Origin of the sequence: Symbioplanes lichenis (genome assembly GCF_030709675.1) — a bacterium.
In the GTDB taxonomy this organism is placed as follows: Bacteria; Actinomycetota; Actinomycetes; order Mycobacteriales; family Micromonosporaceae; genus Actinoplanes; species Actinoplanes lichenis.
The window spans coordinates 210,829-230,741 of the sequence record NZ_JAUZQD010000003.1 but is presented as its reverse complement, the minus strand read 5'-3'; the positions used below and the strand labels follow the sequence as shown (position 1 = coordinate 230,741).

General features: G+C 72.0%; 23 protein-coding genes. 7 read left to right on the top strand and 16 right to left on the bottom strand.

What is annotated here, in order from left to right; translation table 11 throughout:
- The first annotated feature begins 193 nt into the window (after positions 1–193).
- Positions 194–1,723 carry a pectate lyase family protein gene (locus RAN62_RS08255; protein ID WP_305783911.1) on the top strand — a complete coding sequence of 510 codons (1,530 nt, stop codon included), beginning with the start codon at positions 194–196 and terminating at the stop codon, positions 1,721–1,723.
- Between the two features lie 213 nt (positions 1,724–1,936).
- Here the strand turns inward: RAN62_RS08255 and RAN62_RS08250 are convergent, their stop codons facing one another.
- From RAN62_RS08250 to RAN62_RS08240, 3 genes are all read right to left on the bottom strand, one after another.
- Positions 1,937–2,893 (bottom strand): permease prefix domain 1-containing protein, encoded by a 957-nt coding sequence (locus RAN62_RS08250; protein ID WP_305783910.1) that lies wholly within the window; start codon positions 2,891–2,893, stop codon positions 1,937–1,939.
- Entirely contained in the window at positions 2,890–3,237 is a 348-nt protein-coding gene (locus RAN62_RS08245) for a PadR family transcriptional regulator (protein ID WP_305783909.1), read from the bottom strand. The genes RAN62_RS08250 and RAN62_RS08245 overlap by 4 nt, the downstream gene beginning before the upstream one ends.
- Positions 3,238–3,308: 71 nt before the next feature.
- On the bottom strand, positions 3,309–4,247 hold the full coding sequence (locus RAN62_RS08240) for an AraC family transcriptional regulator (protein ID WP_305783908.1): 939 nt from the start codon (positions 4,245–4,247) through the stop codon (positions 3,309–3,311).
- A 232-nt stretch (positions 4,248–4,479) separates the two neighbouring features.
- Between RAN62_RS08240 and RAN62_RS08235 the strand changes: the two genes are divergently transcribed.
- Positions 4,480–5,511 carry an ATP-binding protein gene (locus tag RAN62_RS08235; protein ID WP_305783907.1) on the top strand — a complete coding sequence of 344 codons (1,032 nt, stop codon included), beginning with the start codon at positions 4,480–4,482 and terminating at the stop codon, positions 5,509–5,511.
- A gap of 1 nt (position 5,512) precedes the next feature.
- On the opposite strand, the gene RAN62_RS08230 is transcribed toward RAN62_RS08235, so the two are convergent.
- On the bottom strand, positions 5,513–6,082 hold the full coding sequence (locus RAN62_RS08230) for a helix-turn-helix domain-containing protein (protein ID WP_305783906.1): 570 nt from the start codon (positions 6,080–6,082) through the stop codon (positions 5,513–5,515).
- An 85-nt stretch (positions 6,083–6,167) separates the two neighbouring features.
- Here RAN62_RS08230 and RAN62_RS08225 point away from each other — a divergent pair, with 85 nt between their 5' ends.
- The gene (locus tag RAN62_RS08225; protein ID WP_305783905.1) at positions 6,168–7,049 is read left to right on the top strand and encodes an SDR family oxidoreductase; all 882 of its coding nucleotides are present in this window, start codon (positions 6,168–6,170) and stop codon (positions 7,047–7,049) included.
- On the opposite strand, the gene pcaG is transcribed toward RAN62_RS08225, so the two are convergent.
- Entirely contained in the window at positions 7,040–7,561 is a 522-nt protein-coding gene (gene pcaG, locus RAN62_RS08220; RefSeq protein WP_305783904.1) for a protocatechuate 3,4-dioxygenase subunit alpha, read from the bottom strand. The genes RAN62_RS08225 and pcaG overlap by 10 nt on opposite strands.
- Entirely contained in the window at positions 7,558–8,292 is a 735-nt protein-coding gene (gene pcaH, locus RAN62_RS08215) for a protocatechuate 3,4-dioxygenase subunit beta (protein ID WP_305783903.1), read from the bottom strand. The genes pcaG and pcaH overlap by 4 nt, the downstream gene beginning before the upstream one ends.
- A 67-nt stretch (positions 8,293–8,359) precedes the next feature.
- Here pcaH and RAN62_RS08210 point away from each other — a divergent pair, with 67 nt between their 5' ends.
- Positions 8,360–9,094: an IclR family transcriptional regulator gene (locus RAN62_RS08210; RefSeq protein ID WP_305783902.1), complete on the top strand. Its 735-nt coding sequence runs from the start codon at positions 8,360–8,362 to the stop codon at positions 9,092–9,094.
- A gap of 9 nt (positions 9,095–9,103) precedes the next feature.
- Here the strand turns inward: RAN62_RS08210 and RAN62_RS08205 are convergent, their stop codons facing one another.
- The 3 genes from RAN62_RS08205 to RAN62_RS08195 form a co-directional block, all read right to left on the bottom strand.
- Complete coding sequence (locus RAN62_RS08205; protein ID WP_305783901.1) at positions 9,104–9,658, bottom strand: PIN domain-containing protein; 555 nt, start codon at positions 9,656–9,658, stop codon at positions 9,104–9,106.
- The gene (locus RAN62_RS08200; protein ID WP_305783900.1) at positions 9,655–10,797 is read right to left on the bottom strand and encodes a helix-turn-helix domain-containing protein; all 1,143 of its coding nucleotides are present in this window, start codon (positions 10,795–10,797) and stop codon (positions 9,655–9,657) included. The genes RAN62_RS08205 and RAN62_RS08200 overlap by 4 nt, the downstream gene beginning before the upstream one ends.
- 121 nt (positions 10,798–10,918) lie before the next feature.
- Positions 10,919–12,262, bottom strand: a complete 1,344-nt coding sequence (locus tag RAN62_RS08195) for a radical SAM protein (protein WP_305783899.1) — start codon at positions 12,260–12,262, stop codon at positions 10,919–10,921.
- A gap of 257 nt (positions 12,263–12,519) precedes the next feature.
- On the opposite strand from RAN62_RS08195, the gene RAN62_RS08190 reads away from it, so the two are divergent.
- Positions 12,520–12,957 (top strand): hypothetical protein, encoded by a 438-nt coding sequence (locus tag RAN62_RS08190; RefSeq protein ID WP_305783898.1) that lies wholly within the window; start codon positions 12,520–12,522, stop codon positions 12,955–12,957.
- Positions 12,954–13,796, top strand: coding sequence for an MFS transporter permease (locus tag RAN62_RS08185; protein WP_305783897.1), 843 nt, complete (start codon positions 12,954–12,956; stop codon positions 13,794–13,796). Before RAN62_RS08190 ends, RAN62_RS08185 begins: the two co-directional genes overlap by 4 nt.
- On the opposite strand, the gene RAN62_RS08180 is transcribed toward RAN62_RS08185, so the two are convergent.
- Genes RAN62_RS08180 through RAN62_RS08170 form a run of 3 tightly spaced genes read right to left on the bottom strand, consistent with a single transcriptional unit; the run spans position 13,775 to position 16,017 of the window.
- Positions 13,775–14,182: a thiol-disulfide oxidoreductase DCC family protein gene (locus RAN62_RS08180; protein WP_305783896.1), complete on the bottom strand. Its 408-nt coding sequence runs from the start codon at positions 14,180–14,182 to the stop codon at positions 13,775–13,777. The two genes, RAN62_RS08185 and RAN62_RS08180, sit on opposite strands and share 22 nt — an antisense overlap.
- A gap of 33 nt (positions 14,183–14,215) precedes the next feature.
- The gene (locus RAN62_RS08175; RefSeq protein WP_305783895.1) at positions 14,216–15,628 is read right to left on the bottom strand and encodes a caspase family protein; all 1,413 of its coding nucleotides are present in this window, start codon (positions 15,626–15,628) and stop codon (positions 14,216–14,218) included.
- On the bottom strand, positions 15,625–16,017 hold the full coding sequence (locus tag RAN62_RS08170) for a hypothetical protein (protein WP_305783894.1): 393 nt from the start codon (positions 16,015–16,017) through the stop codon (positions 15,625–15,627). The genes RAN62_RS08175 and RAN62_RS08170 overlap by 4 nt, the downstream gene beginning before the upstream one ends.
- A 118-nt stretch (positions 16,018–16,135) precedes the next feature.
- On the opposite strand from RAN62_RS08170, the gene RAN62_RS08165 reads away from it, so the two are divergent.
- Entirely contained in the window at positions 16,136–17,059 is a 924-nt protein-coding gene (locus RAN62_RS08165; protein WP_305783893.1) for a Clp protease N-terminal domain-containing protein, read from the top strand.
- Here the strand turns inward: RAN62_RS08165 and RAN62_RS08160 are convergent.
- The 4 genes from RAN62_RS08160 to RAN62_RS08145 form a co-directional block, all read right to left on the bottom strand.
- On the bottom strand, positions 17,031–17,366 hold the full coding sequence (locus RAN62_RS08160; RefSeq protein WP_305783892.1) for an MmcQ/YjbR family DNA-binding protein: 336 nt from the start codon (positions 17,364–17,366) through the stop codon (positions 17,031–17,033). The two genes, RAN62_RS08165 and RAN62_RS08160, sit on opposite strands and share 29 nt — an antisense overlap.
- A complete protein-coding gene (locus tag RAN62_RS08155; protein ID WP_305783891.1) occupies positions 17,359–17,958 on the bottom strand; it encodes a hypothetical protein in 600 nt (199 codons plus the stop codon). The genes RAN62_RS08160 and RAN62_RS08155 overlap by 8 nt, the downstream gene beginning before the upstream one ends.
- 127 nt (positions 17,959–18,085) lie before the next feature.
- Positions 18,086–19,126: a sensor histidine kinase gene (locus RAN62_RS08150; protein ID WP_305783890.1), complete on the bottom strand. Its 1,041-nt coding sequence runs from the start codon at positions 19,124–19,126 to the stop codon at positions 18,086–18,088.
- Between the two features lie 49 nt (positions 19,127–19,175).
- Positions 19,176–19,859: a response regulator transcription factor gene (locus RAN62_RS08145; RefSeq protein ID WP_305783889.1), complete on the bottom strand. Its 684-nt coding sequence runs from the start codon at positions 19,857–19,859 to the stop codon at positions 19,176–19,178.
- Positions 19,860–19,913 lie beyond the last annotated feature (54 nt).

Genomic DNA, 19,913 nt, shown 5'->3' with positions numbered 1-19,913 from the left:
GGAAAGCGCTCTCCGAGATGTCCGCAGTGTTTCACGCATGTCAATCCCCGGCGCCTTGATAACGGTCATTCCGGGCACCCGGGAGAGCGCTTTCCGAACCGGTCGCTGCAACAAACCTGCACATCCGCACTGTTGACGGCCCGGGTAAGCGCTTTCCTACACTGATGCTCATCTATACGTAACGGAGGCGACGATGAGACGACTGTGGACAGGGCTCGCCGCGACGGCCGTCGTGGCCGGGCTCGGCGTGGCGCTGCCGCTGACCCAGGCCTCGGCGGCGACCGGCGGGGTCACCGGGTTCGCGACGCAGAACGGCGGCACGACCGGCGGCGCGGGCGGCGCCACCGTGCGGGCCACGACCGGCACCGCGATCCACACGGCACTGTGCACACGGGCCAGCAGCAGCACGCCGATCATTATCCAGGTCGAGGGCACGATCAACCACGGCAACACCGCGAAGGTCTCCGGCAGCAGCTGCAACACCGCGGCCGGCGTGATCGAGCTCAAGCAGATCAGCAACGTCACGATCGTCGGAGTCGGCTCCGGGGCGGTCTTCGATCAGCTCGGGATCCACATCCGCGAGTCCAGCAACATCATCATCCAGAACGTGACCGTGCGGAACGTCAAGAAGTCCGGCTCCCCCACCTCCAACGGCGGCGACGCGATCGGCATGGAGTCCGACGTGCGCAACGTGTGGGTGGACCACGTGTCGCTGCTCGCCTCGGGCGGCGAGGCGGAGGGCTTCGACGGGTTGTTCGACATGAAGGACAACACCCAGTACGTCACCCTGTCCTACAGCACGCTGCGCAACTCCGGCCGCGGCGGGCTCATCGGATCCAGCGAGTCGGACACGTCGAACGGCTACGTGACCTTCCACCACAATTTGTACGAGAACATCGACTCCCGTACGCCCCTGCTGCGCGGCGGCATCGCGCACATCTACAACAACTCGTACGTGAGCCTGAACGAGTCCGGCATCAACTCGCGGGCCGGGGCGCGCGCCAAGGTGGAGAACAACTACTTCAAGAACTCCAAGGACGTGCTCGGCACCTTCTACACCGACGCGGCCGGCTACTGGCAGGTCGCCGGCAACGTCTTCGACAACGTGACCTGGTCGGCGCCCGGTGACGAGAACAACCCCGCCGGGCCGAACCCGGTGTCGAACACGTCGGTGAGCATCCCGTACGCGTACACGCTGGATCCCGCGTCGTGCGTCCCGTCGGTCGTGGCGCGTACGGCCGGATCCGGAACCGGCCTGCAGGTGTCCGACGGCAGCTGCACGCCGACCCAGCCGACGAACCCGACCCAGCCGACGCCGAGCCAGACCACCCCGTCGACGCCGCCCTCGCAGCCCAGCGGCACCAACCTGAGCCTGTCCGGCGGCGCCGACGGCTCGAGCAAGGCCAGTGGTACGAGCTACGGCAACGTCAAGGACGGCAACCTGTCCACGATCTGGTCCCCTTCGGGCTCGACGGGATCCATCTCCGTCAAGTGGGACGCCGCCACGACGGTGTCCCGGATCAACGTCCGCGAGCTGGCCGGCTCCGAGGGCACGGTCACGGCCTTCCGGGTCCTGAACAGTGACACGGGCGCGGTCCTAACCACGGGCTCCCGCGCGGGCGTCGTCACGTTCGCCGCCACCTCGGCGAAGAAGATCACCGTCGACATCACCGCCGCCTCCGGCACCCCGAAGATCGCCGAGTTCGAGACGTACGCCTCCTGACCTCGCGGTAGCACGCCGCAGCCGATCACCCCGCCTCCCCGGGCCGGGCGAGAAGCTGCGGCGCATCCGTGCGAGCCCCGCCCGGGCGGAGGGTTATCGCGCGTCCGCGCGAGCCCGCGGCCTGGCGAAAGCGCGTCCGCGCGAGCCCGCGGCCCGGCGAAAAGCGTGGCAGCCCCCGCCACGAGTGCCGTGGCGGGGGCTGCGGGACGCCGGTCAGATCGCGAGGCCGGTGCCGGGGATCTCGACCGGCTCACCCTTGCGGGACCGCTGCGTGCGCCGGGCCTGGTCGACGATGTCCCAGACGGTGGCCACCACGGTCAGGACGATCATGCTGCCGGTCGCCCACGGGTGGACGTCGGGGTCGCCGAGCAGACCGTCGGGGTTGAAGAAGCGGTCGGTGGCGGCCAGCCAGACCAGCGGAATGCCGGCGGCCAGGGCGAGGACGGCGTTGACCACGGTCACCAGGTGGGTGCGGACCGGCAGGCGCGACGTCCAGATCACGTAGGCGCCCTCCAGGACCATGACGACGATGAGGTACGGCCACCAGAAGGTCCAGCCGGCCGGGTCGAGCAGCGGCTCGGCCGTGAACGTGAACTGCTGGAGCACCAGGGCGGCGATCAGCAGCGTGATCCAGACGAGGTCGACGACGAGCTGGGACCCGACGCGCCGGCCCTCCGCGTAGCGCGGCAGGTCGTCCGGCTTCCAGACCAGGCCCAGCTCCTCGCGCCCCTGCCCGGTGCGCTCGAGGAGGACGAAGACCGCCGTGGTCCAGAAGGCCATGTGGACACCGACGGTGATGAGCGTGCCGATGGCGGACCCGATGACCTCGCCCACATTGCCGCCACCGACCGCCTCCGCGACGGCCAGGGCCACCACGACGATCGGCAGGACCAGGGTGAAGAGCATCTTCATCACTCGCCGCCAGGTGCCGAAGAGCTCCGGACCCAGCAGGTACGAACGGCGGCCGGCGTAACGATCGGCGAGGGCGTCCGGGTCGCCCAGCTCGAGGAGGGTCTGCTCGACCGCGGTGTCGTGGTCGGCGCCCGTGTCGACGCGGGCGTCGACGGCGTCGGCGATGGAGGCGCGGAGCTCGCGGTCGATGTCGGCGCGCTGCTGCTCGGGGACCCGGCGCAGGGCGGTGAACACGTAGCGGTCGATGAGGCTGGTCATGTGCGCTCCCCAGTGGTCGTGCCCAGGTCGGTGACGGCCCGGTCGAGCCGGGTCCATTCGGTGCGCAGGGCGGTCGCGACCGCGTCGCCCTGCTCGGTGGTCCGGTAGAACTTGCGCGGCCGGGCCTCGTCGGTGTTCCACTCGCTGGTGAGCAGGCCCTGGGACTCGAGCCGGCGCAGCAAGGGATAGAGCGTGTTGGCCTCCACCTCGAAGCCGGCCGCGCTCAACGTCTCCAGCAGCGCATATCCGTATCCCGGGGTGCGGAGCACGGTGAGGCTGGCGACGACGACGGTGCCGCGGCGCAACTCCTGCAGATGCTGAGAGAGCGTCGCGTCGCTTGTCATGTCGAGAACAATACTGTGTCTCACACACTATGGCAACGCGATACAACAAAGTATCTCGGTCGCGGTCGATGTCAGGTGCGCAGCGTGTGGCTCGGACTCTGGCCGTAGGACTCCCGGTACGCGGCCGAGAAGCGGCTCACGTCCGTGAAGCCCCACCGCCGCGCGATCCCGGTGACCGTCGTGCCGTCGGCCGGGTTCGCGGCGCGCAGGTCCCGGTGGGCGTACTCGCGGCGGACCCGGCGCAGGTAGGCCATCGGCGTGGTGTCCAGATGGCGCCGGAACGCGACCTGCAGCGCCCGCGCCCCGACGCCGGCCGCCGCCGCGATCTCGGTGACGGTCAGCGGCTGGTCGGCGTGACCGTCGACATAGGCCACCGCGCGCCGCACCACGGACGGCGCGGCGTCGCCCGAGGCGGGCAGCCGGGCCGCGGTCATGGTCGTGTTGGGGAACGTCGTGATCAGCGCCGTCGCGACCAGCCGCTCAAGCTGGCCCACCACCAGCTCCGGCAGCTCCTGCCGGGTGTCCACGAGCTGGCGGTGGAGATAGCCGGCGGTGCCCACCCAGTGCCGGCGCATCGCCGGGGACACCGCGGACATCCCGTCGAAGCGCAGCTCGGCGGCGAGCAGCCCGGTCAGCTCCTCGGCCACCCGCGCGACCGTGGCGAACGGCAGCCGCACCAGCACCACCGCCGGGTGGGCGAACTCTGCCTCGAAGGCCCGGCCCACCGGACCCAGCATGGCGTCGTCCCGGCCCAGCGACACCTCGCCGCCCGGGTGGCCGAGGCGGCCCGTCCCGGCGGCGACGAACCCCGCCAGCACGGTGTCGGTCGGCGGGGTGAACGACGCGTAGCTGCCGTTCTCGATGCGGATCAGGTCGGCGCCGAGCGATCCGTGGGTCGCCGTGCGGACGAGGAAGCGCACCCCAGCCTGCTGGTCGAAGGAGACCCGCGGGCGGTGCGCCACGATGCGGTTGAGCGCTTCCGCGGCGACCTCGCGGTCCGTGGTGGACACCTCGTGACGCTGCACTTCGCGGCTTGACATTGCGGTCCTCCGCCGGATTGTGGGCCGGGCTGCTCCGCTCGCGTGGTCCACCCTCCCACGCCGGTAACTATTTGCACCACGCAGGAAACGAAAGAGGACCCGTCATCTGCGAAACGATTCAAGACCACCCCTGTCCAGCACGCGCATCCCGGCTATAGCGTACGAATCGTCAGATACAGCGACGTCTGCCGAGGTCCGGAGCATGACCGCCAGGGACAGCCACGCCCAGCAGCCGGTGCGCCTCGACGATCCGGTCGTACGGGAACGGTTCGTCGAACGCGTGTGGGCGCTCGTGGGCGCGTACGGGCCGAACGTGAACCACCTGCTGCGAGCGGGACCGGCGCTCATGCCGGGCATCTCCGGGCTGGGTCTGTCCGCGGGCGGGCCGCAGCACGAGCGCCCGCCGATCCGCTACAGCAGCGACACGCCCAGCGCTCGTCTGGAGGCGCTGCAGTACGTCCTCGACGAGGGCCCGTGCCGCGACGTGACCGCCCGCCGCACCGCCCTGCTGGCCCCTGACCTGGGTGCGCAGCCGTGGCACCGACGCTGGCCGCGCTTCACCGAGGGCGCCCTGGAGGCCGGGGCCCGGGCGGTGCACGCGCTGCCGCTGCACGCCGGTGGGGTCCACCACGCCGGCGCCCTCGACCTCTATCGGCGGGCCCCCGGCCGCTGGGCCGACGACCACCAGGCCGAGGCCACCGCCTTCGCGGCCGCGATCGCCGAGCTGCTCGCCCTCGAGCAGCACGAACTCGACCTGACCGGGGTCTTCGGGGCGGCCCGGCGCCCGGGCGCGGCCGTGAGCGACGAGCCGCCACCGGTCCCCGGCGGCGGCCCCGAGGGCCAGGCCCTCCTGATCCGCTGGTTCGGGCCGGCCCAGCTGGCCACTCTGCGCCGGCAGGTCCGCGCCGCCGGCCTCGGTCAGGGTCTCACCGGGGCCGACCTGCACCGTTTCCTGCTGGCCGTGCACGCCGCCGCGACCAACGCGATCTGCCACGGCGGCGGGCTCGGGCAGCTGCTGCTCTGGCGGGCCCGCGGCACGCTCTGGTGCGAGATCACCGACCAGGGCACCGGCATCCCGCAGGACGCGCTGGCCGAGCGGCGGGTGCCGGACCCGGAGAGCGACTGGTCGACGGGCTGGGGGCTGTCGCTGATCCGGCGGGTGTGCACCAGCGTCGCCCTGCTCACCGACGGCACGGGGACCCGGGTGCAGCTGGGCTGTCGCATCCCGGCGTGACTCAGCCCAGGGCGGCGCTCGCCGCGCGCAGCTCGCCGAGCGCCGCCAGCGCGTACGGGGCGAGGTCGTCCTTCTCACTCACCGACCACTCGGCGAAGCCGCGCTTGAACGCCAGCACGCCGAGCTCGCTCGCGAGCGCCGCGACCGGGTCGGGCACGCCCCGCGCGACGAGCGCGGCCGTCATCGCGGCCGCCATCCCGACGCTCTTGAGGGCGTCGCGCTCCTGCAGCTCGGCGCTGGCGGCCACCGCCGCCTTGATCCGGGGGCCGATCTCCTTGTTGAGCGGCCCCATCGCGCTCGACGCGCGCTCGAGCCCGGCTGCGACCGCCGCGAGCGGGGCGGCCTCCGCGGGCGCCTCGGCGATGCCCTCGGCCAGCAGCCGGCTCAGCGTCTCCTGCCCGGCGACCAGCAGCTCCCGCTTGTCGGGGAAATGCCGGAAGAAGGTGCTCTTCGTGACGCCGGCCCGCTCGGCGATCTGCGCGACCGTGGTCGCGTCGTAGCCCTGCTCGACGAACAGGTCGACGGCGGCCACGACGAGACGCTCCCGCGCTCCGGGTTCCCAGCGAGCCATGCCCCCATCATAGTGACGGGACCTTTGTCCCGTCATCGTGGTAGCGTGACGGGACAAGAGTCCCATCACCGTGCGGGAGCGTTCCATGCATGTCTTCATCACCGGCGGCACCGGCCTGATCGGCACCGCCGTCGTCGCCGAGCTGCTCGGCCACGGCCACACCGTCCTCGCGCTCGCCCGCTCCGACGCCTCGGCGGCCAAGGCCACGGAGGCGGGCGCCGAGGTCCTCCGCGGCGGCCTCGCCGACCTCGACGTCCTGCGCACCGGCGCCGCCCGGGCCGACGGCGTCATCCACCTGGCCTTCGGCAACGACTTCAGCAGCCCCGAGGCCCTCGAGCGCAACCTCGCCGAGGAAGGCGCGGCCATCACCACCCTCGGCGAGGAGCTGGCCAGCAGCGACCGGCCCTTCGTCGTGGTCTCGGGCACGCCCTGGATCCCGGGCCGGGCCTCCACCGAGCAGGACCCCACCTCGACCGACGGGCCGGTGGGCAGCCGCGGCAGCACGGTCGTCGCCGCGCTCGAACTGGCCGCCCGCGGCGTGCGGGTCTCCGCCGTGCGCCTGCCCCGGACCGTGCACGAGAACGGCGACGGCGGCTTCGCGGGCCTGCTCACCCAGATCGCCCGTCAGACCGGCGTCTCCGGCTACCCGGGGGACGGCGCCCAGCGCTGGCCGGCCGTCCACGCCCGGGACGCCGCCGCGCTCTTCCGGCTGGCCCTGGAGCAGGCCCCCGGCGGCACGGTCTGGCACGCCGTCGCCGACGAGGGCGACGAGGTCCGGGCGATCGCCGAGGTCATCGGCCGCCGCCTGGAGCTCCCGGTGCGGCCGGTGCCCACGGAGACCTTCGGCCCCATCGGCCCGATCTTCGCCGCCGACCAGCCCGCCACCAGCGCGTACACCCAGGAGCAGCTCGGCTGGAAGCCGGTCTGCCCGAGCCTGCTCGACGACCTCGAGAACATTCAGCGGTAAGCCAGGAACACCGTCTCGTCGTCGCCCTGGAGGCGGATGTCGAAGTGCAGCCCGCGCGGTTGCGGCGCGCAGATCAGCGTGGCGCGCCGCGCGGGTGGCAGGGCGGCGAGGAACGGGTCGGCCGGGTCGGGGTCCGGCAGATAAGCGCGGGTGAAGAGCCGGTCGAGCAGCCCGCGCGCGAAGACGGTCACCGCGAAGAACGGCACCGGACCGCCCGGGGCGTACGTGGAGAACCAGTAGCTGCCGTCGGCCTCGGTCGCCGTCCTCCCCCAGCCGGTGAAGGTCCAGCCGTCGCGGCGCAAGGAGCCGGGCTCGCGCACGACCTTCCCGTCCGGGCCGGCCTGCCAGATCTCGATCAGGGCGTCCGGCACGCCGTGGCCGTCACCGTCGAGGACCCGCCCGCCCAGGCGGATCGCCGCCGGGTCGGCCGGGGGGACCAGCTCATTGCCCCCCGCGTACGGGAGACCGAGGTGGAAGAACGGGCCGACGGTCTGCCCCGGGGCCGGGATCACGGCGCCTCCCCAGGTTCGAAGGGAGTGCGGTGGCTCCCGGTCAGCACGATGTCCCAGCGGTACCCGGTGCTGTACTCCGGGGCGGTCACCTCGTGGTCGTACGCGGCAAGCAGTGCGTTTCTGGCCTGGGGGTCGGTGATCGACTGATAGATCGGGTCGAGGTCGAAGAGCGGGTCGCCCGGGAAGTACATCTGCGTCACGAGCCGCTGCGTGAAATCGGTGCCGAACAGCGAGAAGTGGATGTGCGCCGGCCGCCACGCGTTGCCGTGGTTGCGCCACGGATAGGGCCCCGGCTTGATCGTCAGGAACCGATACGTGCCGTCCGCCGCCGTCAGGCACCGCCCCGCGCCGGTGAAGTTGGGGTCGAGCGGGGCCGGATGCTGGTCGCGCTGGTGCCAGTAGCGGCCGGCCGCGTTGGCCTGCCAGATCTCGACCAGCTGGTGCGCCACCGGCCGGCCCTGCCCGTCGAGCACCCGGCCGGTGACGACCATCCGCTCCCCGATCGGCTCGCCGGGATGCCGGTTCGTCAGGTTCGCCTCGGCGTCGTCGACGTCCCGGTGCCCGAAGGCGGGCGCCCACAACTCGACGCCCTCCGGGTCGGCGAGCACCGGCTCCTGCGCCGGATGCCGCAGCACGCTGCTGCGATAGGGCGGGTAGTCCTTGCGCGGCTGCTCCCCCGGTTGCCCGGCCAGCGCCGCGATCTCCGCGCTGATGTCGGCCTGAGTGGTCACCCGCGTGACGCTAGGTTTTTTCGCGGCCCGGCGCGATACTTGCCTTCCGCTGAACGGAAGGAGCGCGGTGGGCGCCACCGTCACCTCCCGGGTGTTCGACCTGCTCGGCGCGTTCGACGCCGGCCACCGCAGCCTCACCCTGAGCGCCCTGGCCCGCCGCGCCGGCCTGCCCCTGGCCACGGCCCACCGGCTGGTCGCCGACCTGCGCCGCTGCGGCGCCCTGGACCGCCGGCCCGACGGCGAGTACGTCATCGGCCGGCGCCTGTGGGACCTCGGCCTGCTCGCCCCGATGCGGACCGGCCTGCGCCAGGCGGCATCACCCTTCCTGCACGACCTCTACGGCGCCACGCTCGCCACGGTCCACCTGGCCGTCCGCGACGGCGCCGAGGCCCTCTACATCGACCGGCTGGCCGGCCACGTGTCGGTCCCCATCGTCAGCGACGTCGGCTCCCGCCTGCCCCTGCACGCCACGGGGGTCGGCAAGGTCCTGCTGGCCCACGCGCCGGACGACGTGGTGGCCGCGGCCCTGGCCCGCCTGACCCGCATCACGCCCTACACGGTCACCGAGCCGGCCCGGCTGCTCGCCCAGGTGCGCCGCATCCGCGCCGAGGGCTACGCCACGACGGGCGAGGAGATGAGCCTCGGCGCCTGCTCGGTGGCCGTCCCGGTCCGCGGCCCCGCCGACGAGGTGGTCGCCGCCCTCGGCATCGTCGTCCCCACCCTCCGCCGCGAACGCCCCAAGCTGGTCGCCGCCCTCCAGGTCGCCGCCCAGGGCATCAGCCGCACCCTCGCCCGCTCCTGAGCCTCCCGATCAGAGCTCGTCGTAGTCCAGCAGCCCGTTCTCCAAGACGTGCTGACGAAAACCACCACGGCCGAAGGGCAGGAAATACTTGCTCTCCAGCAGATCGTCCGCCAAGGCTTCCACCATGATCGTCGTGAGCTGACGAGCCTGAATTCCCGCGCACAACAGAGGAACGGTGGCGGTGACTCTGATCCCTTTCTCATCGGCGATCACGCGGGGCGCCGCATCGTCCAGCACCACCTCGCAGCCGTAGACCTGCCCCATGGCGAGAACCCCGCACTCGCCCAGATTCTTGTCACCGACGGCCAGACGATCGGCGTAGTGCGCGAATGCCTCCAGGAAGCTCAGGTCCGACGAGCGATGGACCCTGATCCACTCGGCTTCGAGCACCGAGTGCACAGCCGGGACGTGGGCAGAAGCATTGCGGAGCTCGCGTTCGACGACATCGGGGATGTAGACGGGGCGATCACCCGCGAGGAACCTCAGGACGCCCAGCCATCCGTTGGCTGCGAAATGCCGCAGCGGACCGGTGTCGAAGACCTGCGCGTCCTTGGGGACCCTCACGACACGAACTTCCAGATCTCATCGGCGCGACGCTCACGCGGGGCCGGCAGATCCGCTTCGTCGAAGGTCCCCTGCAACAGGTCCAACGCCCGCTCGTGACTGAGGCGCTCCTCGCGCACGAGCCGGAGGATCGCACGCGCGAACGATCGCGGAACGGTGGTTCCCCGCATCTCCTCCAAGGGCACGTGCAGGTTCAGCTCGACGATGTCCGCCTGAGTGGTCCGGCATCGGCGCACCGCGGCCGCGGTCTCGGCATCGGCCAGATCCAGCTCCCGCAACCGGGTGGCGAGAGTCGCCATGTCGACCCGGAACTCGCTGGCCACCAGGATCGCCGCTTCACGCTCCTCGAGACGAGCCACGGCCTCCGGCCACCTCGCCCTGACCGCGTCCTCCGGCAGCAGAAGCGCGCGGGCGAAACGATCGAGACGCGACTCCAGGGGTACGGCGTTGTCTCCGTGTTCCGCTACGCGCCAGTCGACGGTGTAAGCGTCCCCGATCAGGTAGTGGCCGAACTCGTGGGCCAGCGCGAGTCGACGCCGTCCGACTTTCATGTGGCTGTTGACGAGGCTGACCCCTCCGGCCCGCAGCAGAATCGTGCCGGCGTCCGCGGTGTCCTTGCCGATGTCGCGAGAAAACACCAGGAGTCCGGCGGCGGAGACACTTTCGACGAGTCTTCGGACCGGCTCTTTCCCGGACAGATTCATCACGTCACGGGCCACGCGAGCGAGCTCCTCCGCCTCGGCGCCGTTCGCCGGGACCCGCGGATCGATGGCCCGGACGGCTCCGTCGCCGTCCAGCCCCAGATCGGTCCCGCCCAGGGAAGCGACGAACTCGACATCGGCGGCGAACCCGGCGAGCATGGCGTCGATCTGGGAGTCCGCGGTGTCGAGCCCCTGGCTGGATCGGTGCACGACGAGCGCGGGAGGCGGCTCTTCGAAGAATGTCGACATGCGGACACCGATCGCGGCCGCGATGTCTGAGAGCTCGAGCGCCGTGACTCTGCGGATGCCGCTCTCGATGCGATTGACGATGGTGCGCTCGAGTCCTATCGCCCGGCCGAGATCATCCTGGCTCAGATCAGCACGCCTGCGCGCTGCGCGAATGCGGTCGCCCAGCGCCTGAGAGTCCAGCTCAGCCATGTGTGCGATTATCGCACACCACTCCGCGGCGCCGACCCGATCGATGTGCGGACAGCGCCGTAGGGAGCCGGTACACCGCGAGCCAGGCCGGGGTGGGCGGCCCGGCTCGCGGGTGGGTGGGTCAGGCGGTCGCGGGGGCGATGGCCGCTTCGTCCGGGGCGGGGAGGCTGTCCATGAACGAGCTCACCGAGAAGACCGCGCGGCCCGGGCCGGGCGGGCCGTAGCCGGGGGGCGAGCTCAGGCCGTTGGCCTCCATCGTCGCGCGGTAGGCCTCGAGCAGCCGGACGTGGTATTCGAGGGGCGCGCCCTGGGGGTTGGTGCGGCCGAGCGGCGTCGTCGGCTCGGGGCACCAGGTGGTGAAGCGGGGCGTGATGCCGCGGGACATGAAGTATTGCAGGCCCTCGACGGTCGAGTCGATCGCCGCGTCGACGGTGGTGAAGCCGTGCGGGGCGGCCATCTCGACGCCGGCGACGAAGTTGGGGATGACGTTGCGCGGGCCGAAGATCTCGGCCGAGTCGAGGATGCGGCGGTGCCACTCCTCGCGGCCCACGTAGCGCTCCTTGCCGGGGCAGTAGAGCTCGAAGAGCTTCTTGTCCCACACCTCGTAGTTGGGGTGGTAGATCTGGATGCCGTAGTCCTTGAACCGCTGCACGTCGGCCTTGGGCAGCGCCTGGGCGACGACCTTGCCGATCCAGCGGCCGGGGAAGCGCTCCTCGATGGCCTGGGCGTATTGTCCGTAGAAGTCGGCCTCGGCCTTGCCCTGCACCGTCGAGGTGATGCTGCCGCCGGTCAGCGTGTAGGCCTGCGACGCCTTGGCGGTGTCGTGTTTGTCGATGATCGCCAGCGCCTCGAGGATCTCGTCGACCGGCTTCACCCCGGTGTAGGGGCGCCCGGCCGCCTTGTGCTGGCGCCAGTTGTGATTGATGTCGCAGTACTGGCACTCTTCCTTGGCGCCGAAATACTGACAGACGCGGAACGCGGTCAGATAGATCAGGTAGCCCCACTGGATCGTCGGGGCGACCTCCATCACCTGCTTGCCGTTGGCCAGCGTGTGCCGGTAATAGTCCGGCATCGGGGGCAGCCCGACGTCGGCGATCGGCCGCCCGTCGAGGAAGAGCTGCAGCCGCCCGTCGTCGCCGCTCTTGACGCGATAGGGCGAGTCGGGGTTGGTGCGCACCGACACGACCGTGCGCCGCAGCCCGTAGGGCCCGCCGGTGAGCACGATCTCCTCCGGCGGCCGGCGCAGCGCGGCGGTGCCCAGCTCGGGCAGCGTGCGGTGGTCGAACGAGAAGATGAAGTAGGACTTCGGCTTGACCTCGCCGTGCTCGTTGTCGGTCAGCGCCGAGTCGTCGAAGGCCAGCCCGCCCCGCAGCAGGTCCTCCTTGATGACCGCCTCCCGCGGAACGTGCGGGAAGCGGCCCATCAGGTCCTCGACGAGGTCGGTACGCGACTGCGCTTCCGGCATCGGATCTCCTTCGGGAGCAGTGGTGGAAACTCTCCGCCCCCGAGGCTACGACCCTGACCCCGCCCCCGGCACGCGCCGGGCCTCGCTGTGTCCAGCATCGCCCCGAAAGCGACGTAGATCACTCGCGGCCCGTCGGCCGGTGCGGACGACGGGGCCCGGCAGCAGGCTCGCCCCGCCCAGCGAGCGATCTCATCACGGAACAGTGAAGGTCGCCGGTCGGGTGCGGGACTGTTGCCGGCGGGCACTAGATTGCGCTGATGTCTCAGCTCACCGAGCGTGGCCGCCGGCTGCGTGTGACGTGCACCCTGGCGGGGGTGGTTCTGCTACTCGCGGGCACCTTCTGGGGGCAGGACGACGACTTCCCGTTCGGGCCGTTCCGGATGTACTCGACGGCGCCCGACCCGGACGGTGACGCCAAGGACACGCGGGTCGAGGGGGTCGACGCGAACGGGCGGACGGTGGCGCTCACCGAGGCGAACACCGGCATCCGGCGGGCCGAGATCGAGGGACAGCAGGCCGCGTACGAGCAAGAGCCCGCACGCCTCCAGCAGGTCGCCGACGCGTACGCCGAGAGCAGTCCCGCCGCACCGCCGCTGCGCGAGGTCCGGATCGTCATCCGGTGGCACGACGTCGAGAACAGCCGGCCGGTCGGCACCTGGCGGGACGAGGTCGTCGCGGACTGGGTGCGGCCGTGACCGGGCGCCTGACCCGCTGGCTCACCGAGCCCGTGCCGAAGGGACGCATCGCGGCGTTCCGCACCCTGGTCTACCTGTTCGTGGCGGCGGACCTCGTGGTGTTCACCCCGTGGGTACGCTCGCACGCCGACACTCCGGGCGACCTCTACCAGCCGCTGCTGATCGGGCGGATCCTGCCGCTGCCCACGCCGACCCCGTGGCTCGTACACGGCGTCTTCTGGATTTTGCTCGTCCTGGCCCTCGCGGCGGCGAGCGGGCGCGCGCCGCGGCTGCTGGGCTGGCCGGTCTTTTTGTTGTACTTCGAGTGGATGATCATCGCGATGAGCTACGGCAAGGTCGATCACGACCGGGTCGGCCTGCTCGTCGCGCTGGCGGTGCTGCCGACGGCGGGGCGCGCCCGGCACCGCGATCCGGAGCTCACCGAGGCCGGCGGGTGGGCGCTGCGGATCACGCAGCTGGCGGTCATCGCCACGTACTTCCTGGCGGCGTTCGCGAAGGTGCGCTTCGGCGGGCTGGACTGGGTGACCAGCTCGGTGCTGGCCCAGGCCATCATCCGGCGCGGAACCTGGTTCGCCGACCAGATCGCCGGGGTGCCCGGGCTGCTGATCCTGTCGCAGTTCGGCATCATGGCCTTCGAGCTGCTGAGCCCGGTCGTCTTCTTCGTGCCGCCGAAGTGGCGGACGCGGATCGTCGCCTTCTTCTACGCGTTCCACCTGGCGACCTTCTCGGCGATCACCATCTCGTTCGCCCCGCACCTGGCGGCGATGGGCAGCTTCCTGCCGCTGGAGAAGCTGCGCCTGCCCCGGCGGCGGAAGGCTCAGACCGACCTGGTGGTGTGACCGAGCGCCTCGCGCTGGGCCTGCGGCAACGCGCACGCCGCGGTCCCGCCGGGCATCATGTGCCGGTGCTCGGCCACCCACCGGTAGGCCGGCCACGCCACCGCGCGCACCGGGCTCCACCCGAGCGTCGTGCCGGCCAGCTCCCACCACCGGCCCGCGTCCCGCAGCATGAGCCCGATCGCTTCCGGCCCCGAGGCGGTCACCCCGTCGGCCCCGACCCACTGGACGGCCTCCTCGCACTGCTCCTGCGTCAGCCCGAGCGCGCCGAGGTCGGCGAACTGCCACGGGACCACGGTCGCCAGCGTCGGGATGCGCTTCTGCACGAACTCGGCGCAGGTGGTGCAGAACGCGCAGTCGCCGTCGTACACGAAAGTCGGAGTCGTCACGCTCCCATTGTGCCCGCCCCCGCGCGGACGTCGTCAGGCGGCGGTGACGCGCAGGACGCAGTAGCGGCCGGCGACGTAGACCTGGGTGCGGCCACCCGGGTCGAGCACCAGGCGACCGCTGTCCGGCGTCGCCGAGCCGAAGTCGGCCGGGTCGCCGGTCGCGGCGTCGTGCAGGACGACCTCGCACTCGGGGTTGCCCTGGAAGTCGGTCACCTCGACGGCGACCCGCCCGGCCACGGTGAAGGCGTCGGTGTCGCCGTTCATGTTCTTGGCGAAGGGCAGGGCCACCTCACCCGCCCCGGCGTACGGGATCACCAGGCAACCCTTGTCGTTGGCGCGCCACGTGAACGTGCCCGACTGGTGCACCTGGACCTGGATGGTGCCGTAGACCTCGGCGGGCACGTCGACCGGGCTCCCGCTCGCGTCGTGGGTCATGGTGACCGTACAGCCGGAATCGTGTCCTTGGATGTTGTCGCGGACCCGCAGCCGCCAGGGGGCCGTGGCCGTGAGCCGGTCCGCGTCGCCCCGCGCGGCGGGCGGATCGTCGCCGGAGTCCCCGGTCAGGACCACGGTGAGCACGGCGGCCGCGGCGAGCGCCACCGCGGCCGACACGGCCCAGGGCCACCACTGCCGGCTTCGTACCGGCGGTTCCTCGACCGGAGGAGGCGGCGGCGCCGGGCTGTCCGGGGTCCGGGCCAGGTAGAGGTCGCCCTGCATCTCCACGTACCGGCTGGGGGTCTGGTGCGGGGTGCGTTCGCGGACCTTGTCGAAGACGTAGTCGTACAGCTCGTCGAGCGACACCCAGCCGTCCCCGTTGCGGTCGGCGAGACCGGTGGACAGGCCCTCCACCAGCGCCGACGTGAAGACCGACGGCCTCGGCACGGGGCTTCCGGCCAGGTGGTCGCCCTCGAAGGCGTACTCCATGGCGCTCGAGGCGGTGATGACCGCACGCCCGCGCCCGCCTCCGGCCCGGGCGGCCGCGAAGCTGTCGAGCACGTCGACGGCCCCGCCGGCCCGGACCGTCACGCCCCGGCCGAACGCCCCGCCGTAACAACAGTCCAGGAACAACACCACAGTGCGACTTCGGCTCGTACGCATGCAGCGCTGCACGAAGTCAGCCGGGACGGCCGTGGAGGCGAGGCGGTCGGGGCGGGTGGTGCGCGCGGCGAAGAACAGCTCGCCGGAGTCGCTCTTGAGCCCGTGGCACGAGAAGTGCAGCAGCACCACGTCGCCGGCGCGGCTGTCGGCGAGCATGTCCTCGATCTCGCGCTGGATCGTGTGCGCGGGCTCGTCGCGCACCACCCGGACGTCGAAGCCGCCGATCCCCGGGTCGCCGAGCACCCCGGCCAGCGCCCGCACGTCGGCCGCCGGGGCGTGCAGCCGCTCCAGCCCCTCATGCTCGTACGTGTCGTTGGCGACGAGCAGGGCCCGCCGGGCGCCGGTCATCGCGGGTCGTCCCGCGCCGCGTACCGGCCGACGAACAGGTCGATCAGCCGCTGCTGCTCCCCGGCGGACACCTCGGACAGCTCCAGCACGTCGCCGTCGAGCTCCATGCGCACCGTGCGGCGCACCCCTCCCCCGCGCCCGAGCCACTGCCGCAGCGTCCCCACGACCGCACGCAACGAGTCCGCCGCCGGTCCCAGGCTGATCAGCAGCGCCCCGGCCGCCTCCGCGTCGAGGCCCCGGGCGCCGGGCGGGGCGGCCTCTCCCGCCGGGGCCCGGACGTCCTCCACGTCCAGCCGGCGCAGCTCGGCCCGCAGCAACCGGGTCAGCTCGTCCGTCCGCTCGTCGCCGGCACCCTCCTCGACCAGGTGCAGTCGCAGCTCACCGCCCATGGGAGCCACCTCCTCGCCCCTCACGATGCACCCGCGGCGCGCTATGCCTCAAGGCATAGGCGAAGATCTGTCCTCGGTCCGACGCGCGGGGGGCCCGGCCGCCCCTACCTTGGTTCGCATGCTCACCGAGTTCACCGGAGACAACCGGACCAACGACGTCGTCGGCGCCGCGCGGGCCCACAGTGGCGGGACCGGCGTGATCGGCACGCATCATCTGCTCATCGGGCTGGCGATCGCCAAGTCGGGGGCGCGGGAGCGGCTCGAGGCCGCCGGGCTGACCCGGACCGTGCTCGTCACCCAGTTGCGCAGCGGATTCTCCGAGCTTCCGGAGGGCGACGCGGTGCCCGTGCGCTTCCCCGAGATCGGCCGGACCGAGCAGGTGAGCCGGGCGGCGGTGGCGGCGCTGGAGCTCTCCCTGTCCGGTGAGCCGGAGCCCGGGACGTTGCTCACGGCGCTGCTGCGGGACGAGGACTCCCTCGCCGTACGGATGATCCGGGCTTGCGGGGTCGACGTCGACCTGCGGCCGGTGCAAGTGCCGGCTCGGCTGGAGGCGGCGCGGGACCACCTGATCGGCCGGACGAAGTATCGCAATCCCGGGCTGCGCAACCTGTCGCTGGCGATCGCCGTCGCGATGCGGCCCAACTGGGCGAAGACGCCGGTGCTGTGGGCCAAGCTGGAGGCGGAGCGGACCACGCGCGAGCCCCGGACCGACGATCTGCTCGTCGCGCTGCTCGGCGTCCACGAGGTCGCTCAGGCGTACCCCCATCTGCTGGCCGAGGCCGACGCGGGACAGTACGACGGCGCGCAGGCCCTCGCCGGGGCCGGGTTCGACGCCGCGACGCTGGCCGATGCCGCGGCGGCGCGCGACCTGGGCAGCGACGCCGTCGAGGTCAAGACCCTGCTCAAGTACGGGCGGAACTGGCCGGCCGACACGGCGGAGCTGCTGCGCCGCCTCCTCGCCCACGAGGACAACCGGGCCGTCCGGCTGCTGCGCGCCCTCGACGTCGACGTGCCTACGCTCGCATCCGCCACGCGTCGGTGATCAGCTCGGTCAGCCGGTCGACGGAGACCTCGGGCAGCCGCAGCATCGCCAGCGGCAGGCCCTCGTAACCGGGGACGGTGAAGAACAGGTCCGGCTCGCCGAGCACGAGGGCCTGCTTCTCCGCCTCGTCGCCGACATACAGGACCGCGATGTCCGTACGGATGACGCGCGGCTGCCCCGGGCGACGCTCCGGATAGGACCAGACGAAGCCGTGCCCGCCCACCCGGAAGTCGAACCCGGGACTCTCGATCTCGACCGCGTCCGGCAGCGCGAGAGCGATCCTGCGTACGTCGTCGGCGTCAGCCATCGGCCGATGGTACTCGGCAGTACTCCTGAAGCGCGGCCGCGTCGGCCGGGTCGATCCATTCATATGTGCCGCGCAACTGATCGGCCCGCTGCTCCACCGGCGTCACGGCCGCGGTCATGTCGCCCCACGGCATACTGATGTGCAGCAGAGTACGTACGACGCCCGCCGGCAGGTGCGCACTCACCGGCCCGCTCGCCCGCAGCAGCAACCCGGTGGTCGACACGTCCTCGACCTGCCCGCTCACCTTGACCAGCCGCCGCCCCGGCTCCGCGTCGAGCTGCGCGGTGCCCGTGGCGGCGTACGCCCCGGGCCTGCGCGCCGCACCCCGCCGCTGCACCACGTCGGTGTCCGGATCCCCGCTCACCGTCAGCAACCCGTCCCGCAACTCCGCCTCGACCCACGTGACGCCGGCGCTGCTGACCAGCTCGAGGATCCCGTACCGCCGGGTGCCGGGCCCGTCCAGGCTGAGCACCGGCACGGGCGGCAACCGACCGACGAACTCCGCCCGCACCTCGGCCAGCGAGATGAGCACCAGGCCGGGCTCCCCCGGGCACCGCAACGTGAGCGTGCTGCCCGCCGGCACCGTGACCATGGCTGTCCTCCCGCGCTTCCCGGCCCCTCCCCCGACGCTCTCACGCCGTGGGTCGCCGGGGGCCCGAACAGGAATCCTGCCCGGAACAACCCCGTGGACCGGCCCCGCGCCCGACCCGCCGTGGCACTCAGGTGCCCGGTGACTCGTCCAGGGCGTCAGCCGGCAGGTCGAGCGTGAAGGTCGCTCCGGACGCCTCGCTGCCGGCGACGACGAGGGTGCCGCCGAGGCGGTGGGCCAGTTCGCGGGCGATGGCCAGGCCGAGACCGGTGCCGCCCCGGTGCCGGTCGCGCGCGTCACCGAGGCGGGTGAATCGTTCGAAGATCCGGTCCTGGTCGGCCCCGGGAATGCCGGGGCCGTCGTCGGCGACGCTGACACGCAGGCGGCGCGTGCCGGTTGCGGCCCGGACCTCGACCACGGCGGCCGCGTGTCGCACAGCGTTGTCGAGCAGGTTCCGCACGATCCGTTCGAACGCGGTGCGGTCGATGAGGACCAGCAGAGGCACCGGGTCGAGGACGGACACCCGGACGTCGCGGCCGACGACCTCAGCTTCGCCGGCGAGCCGGATCAGCGTCGCGGGCACGTCCACCGGAGAGGGCGGTACCGGCGTTCCTCTGCCCGCGTCGAGCTGCGCCATGAGCAACAGGTCATCGGTGAGCGCGGTCAACCGGCCGACCTGCTCGGCCGCGGTGACCACGGTCCGGCGCCAGTCGGTGCGGTCCGGGTAGGCGAGGGCTACGTCCAGTCCCGCCTGCAGGACGGCCAAGGGGCTGCGCAGCTCGTGGGCGGCATCGGCGACCAGCCGGCGCTGGGCGTCCCCGGCGCGCTGCGCCCGGGCAAGGGTGCCGTTGACCACCTCGGCGAGCGCGGCGATCTCGCCCCCGGTCTCCGGCACCTCCACCCGCCCGCTCGGGTCCGCCACCATGAGCTGGGCGGCACGGATCCGCACCCGTTTGACCGGCCGTAGCGCACGGCGGGTCGCGTACCAGGCAATCGCTGCCACCGTCACCACCATGAGTGGCGCCAGCAGCATGAGGACCTGGGCAACAGCCGGCGACGCCGACGCGGCCGCAGCGGACAACGTGTCGGACCATTCCGCCCGCAGCGTGAAGGACGCGAACCCGGCCACGGCCCACAGGGAGGCGATGACGGCGGCGACGACAGCGGTCATGACCCCGATGGCGGTGAGAGCCGCTCGGGACTCGACCCGCCGCAGCCGGCTAATCATGGCCGCCCCGGTCGTCGACCAGCCGGTACCCGAGCCCGCGGACCGTGCGCAGCGTGGTGCGGCCGAACGGGGTGTCGATCTTCCGGCGCAGGACGCTGATCCGCGCTTCGACCAGGTTGGGGTCCTCGGCGTCGTCCGGCCACACCTGTCGCAGGATCTCGGTCTTGGAGACCGGGATCCCCGGTTTGCGGGCCAGCAGATCCAGGACGGCGAACTCGCGCGGCGTCAGCGCGATCGGCACTCCGGCACGGTGACACCGGTGCGTGGTCCGGTTGAGCGACAGGTCGCCCACCGCTGTCTGCGCCTCTGCCATGACCGGCCCCCGCCGCAGCAGGGCCCGCAGCCGGGCCACCAGTACCGGGTAGGAGAACGGCTTGGCCAGGTAGTCGTCGGCACCGGTGTCCAGCGCCTCGATCTGGTCGAAGTCCCCGTCCTTGGCGGTGAGGACCAGGATCGGGGTGCGGATCCGCTCCCGGCGCAGCGTCGCGCACACCTGGTAGCCGTTCAGGCCGGGCAGCATCAGATCCAGCACGATCGCCGCGTACTCCTCGAACCGGGCCAGGTCCAGCGCCGCCGGCCCGTCGTGGGCGACGTCCACCGTCCAGCCTTCGGCGAGCAACCCGCGCCGCAGGATCTCGGTGAGTTCCGGTTCGTCGTCGACCACCAGCAGACGCATGGCCACGAGCATGACACGGCGGCACATCGGCCGGCTGATCGAGAAATCAGCATC

Bases quoted from the DNA above. Each gene is read 5' to 3' on its own strand.
- RAN62_RS08255 (WP_305783911.1), top strand. From the start codon at position 194: ATGAGACGACTGTGGACAGGGCTCGCCGCGACGGCCGTCGTGGCCGGG.
- RAN62_RS08250 (WP_305783910.1), bottom strand. From the start codon at position 2,893: ATGACCAGCCTCATCGACCGCTACGTGTTCACCGCCCTGCGCCGGGTC.
- RAN62_RS08245 (WP_305783909.1), bottom strand. From the start codon at position 3,237: ATGACAAGCGACGCGACGCTCTCTCAGCATCTGCAGGAGTTGCGCCGC.
- RAN62_RS08235 (WP_305783907.1), top strand. From the start codon at position 4,480: ATGACCGCCAGGGACAGCCACGCCCAGCAGCCGGTGCGCCTCGACGAT.
- RAN62_RS08230 (WP_305783906.1), bottom strand. From the start codon at position 6,082: ATGGCTCGCTGGGAACCCGGAGCGCGGGAGCGTCTCGTCGTGGCCGCC.
- RAN62_RS08225 (WP_305783905.1), top strand. From the start codon at position 6,168: ATGCATGTCTTCATCACCGGCGGCACCGGCCTGATCGGCACCGCCGTC.
- RAN62_RS08200 (WP_305783900.1), bottom strand. From the start codon at position 10,797: ATGGCTGAGCTGGACTCTCAGGCGCTGGGCGACCGCATTCGCGCAGCG.
- RAN62_RS08195 (WP_305783899.1), bottom strand. From the start codon at position 12,262: ATGCCGGAAGCGCAGTCGCGTACCGACCTCGTCGAGGACCTGATGGGC.
- RAN62_RS08190 (WP_305783898.1), top strand. From the start codon at position 12,520: ATGTCTCAGCTCACCGAGCGTGGCCGCCGGCTGCGTGTGACGTGCACC.
- RAN62_RS08175 (WP_305783895.1), bottom strand. From the start codon at position 15,628: ATGACCGGCGCCCGGCGGGCCCTGCTCGTCGCCAACGACACGTACGAG.
- RAN62_RS08170 (WP_305783894.1), bottom strand. From the start codon at position 16,017: ATGGGCGGTGAGCTGCGACTGCACCTGGTCGAGGAGGGTGCCGGCGAC.
- RAN62_RS08165 (WP_305783893.1), top strand. From the start codon at position 16,136: ATGCTCACCGAGTTCACCGGAGACAACCGGACCAACGACGTCGTCGGC.
- RAN62_RS08160 (WP_305783892.1), bottom strand. From the start codon at position 17,366: ATGGCTGACGCCGACGACGTACGCAGGATCGCTCTCGCGCTGCCGGAC.
- RAN62_RS08155 (WP_305783891.1), bottom strand. From the start codon at position 17,958: ATGGTCACGGTGCCGGCGGGCAGCACGCTCACGTTGCGGTGCCCGGGG.
- RAN62_RS08150 (WP_305783890.1), bottom strand. From the start codon at position 19,126: ATGACCGCTGTCGTCGCCGCCGTCATCGCCTCCCTGTGGGCCGTGGCC.
- RAN62_RS08145 (WP_305783889.1), bottom strand. From the start codon at position 19,859: ATGCGTCTGCTGGTGGTCGACGACGAACCGGAACTCACCGAGATCCTG.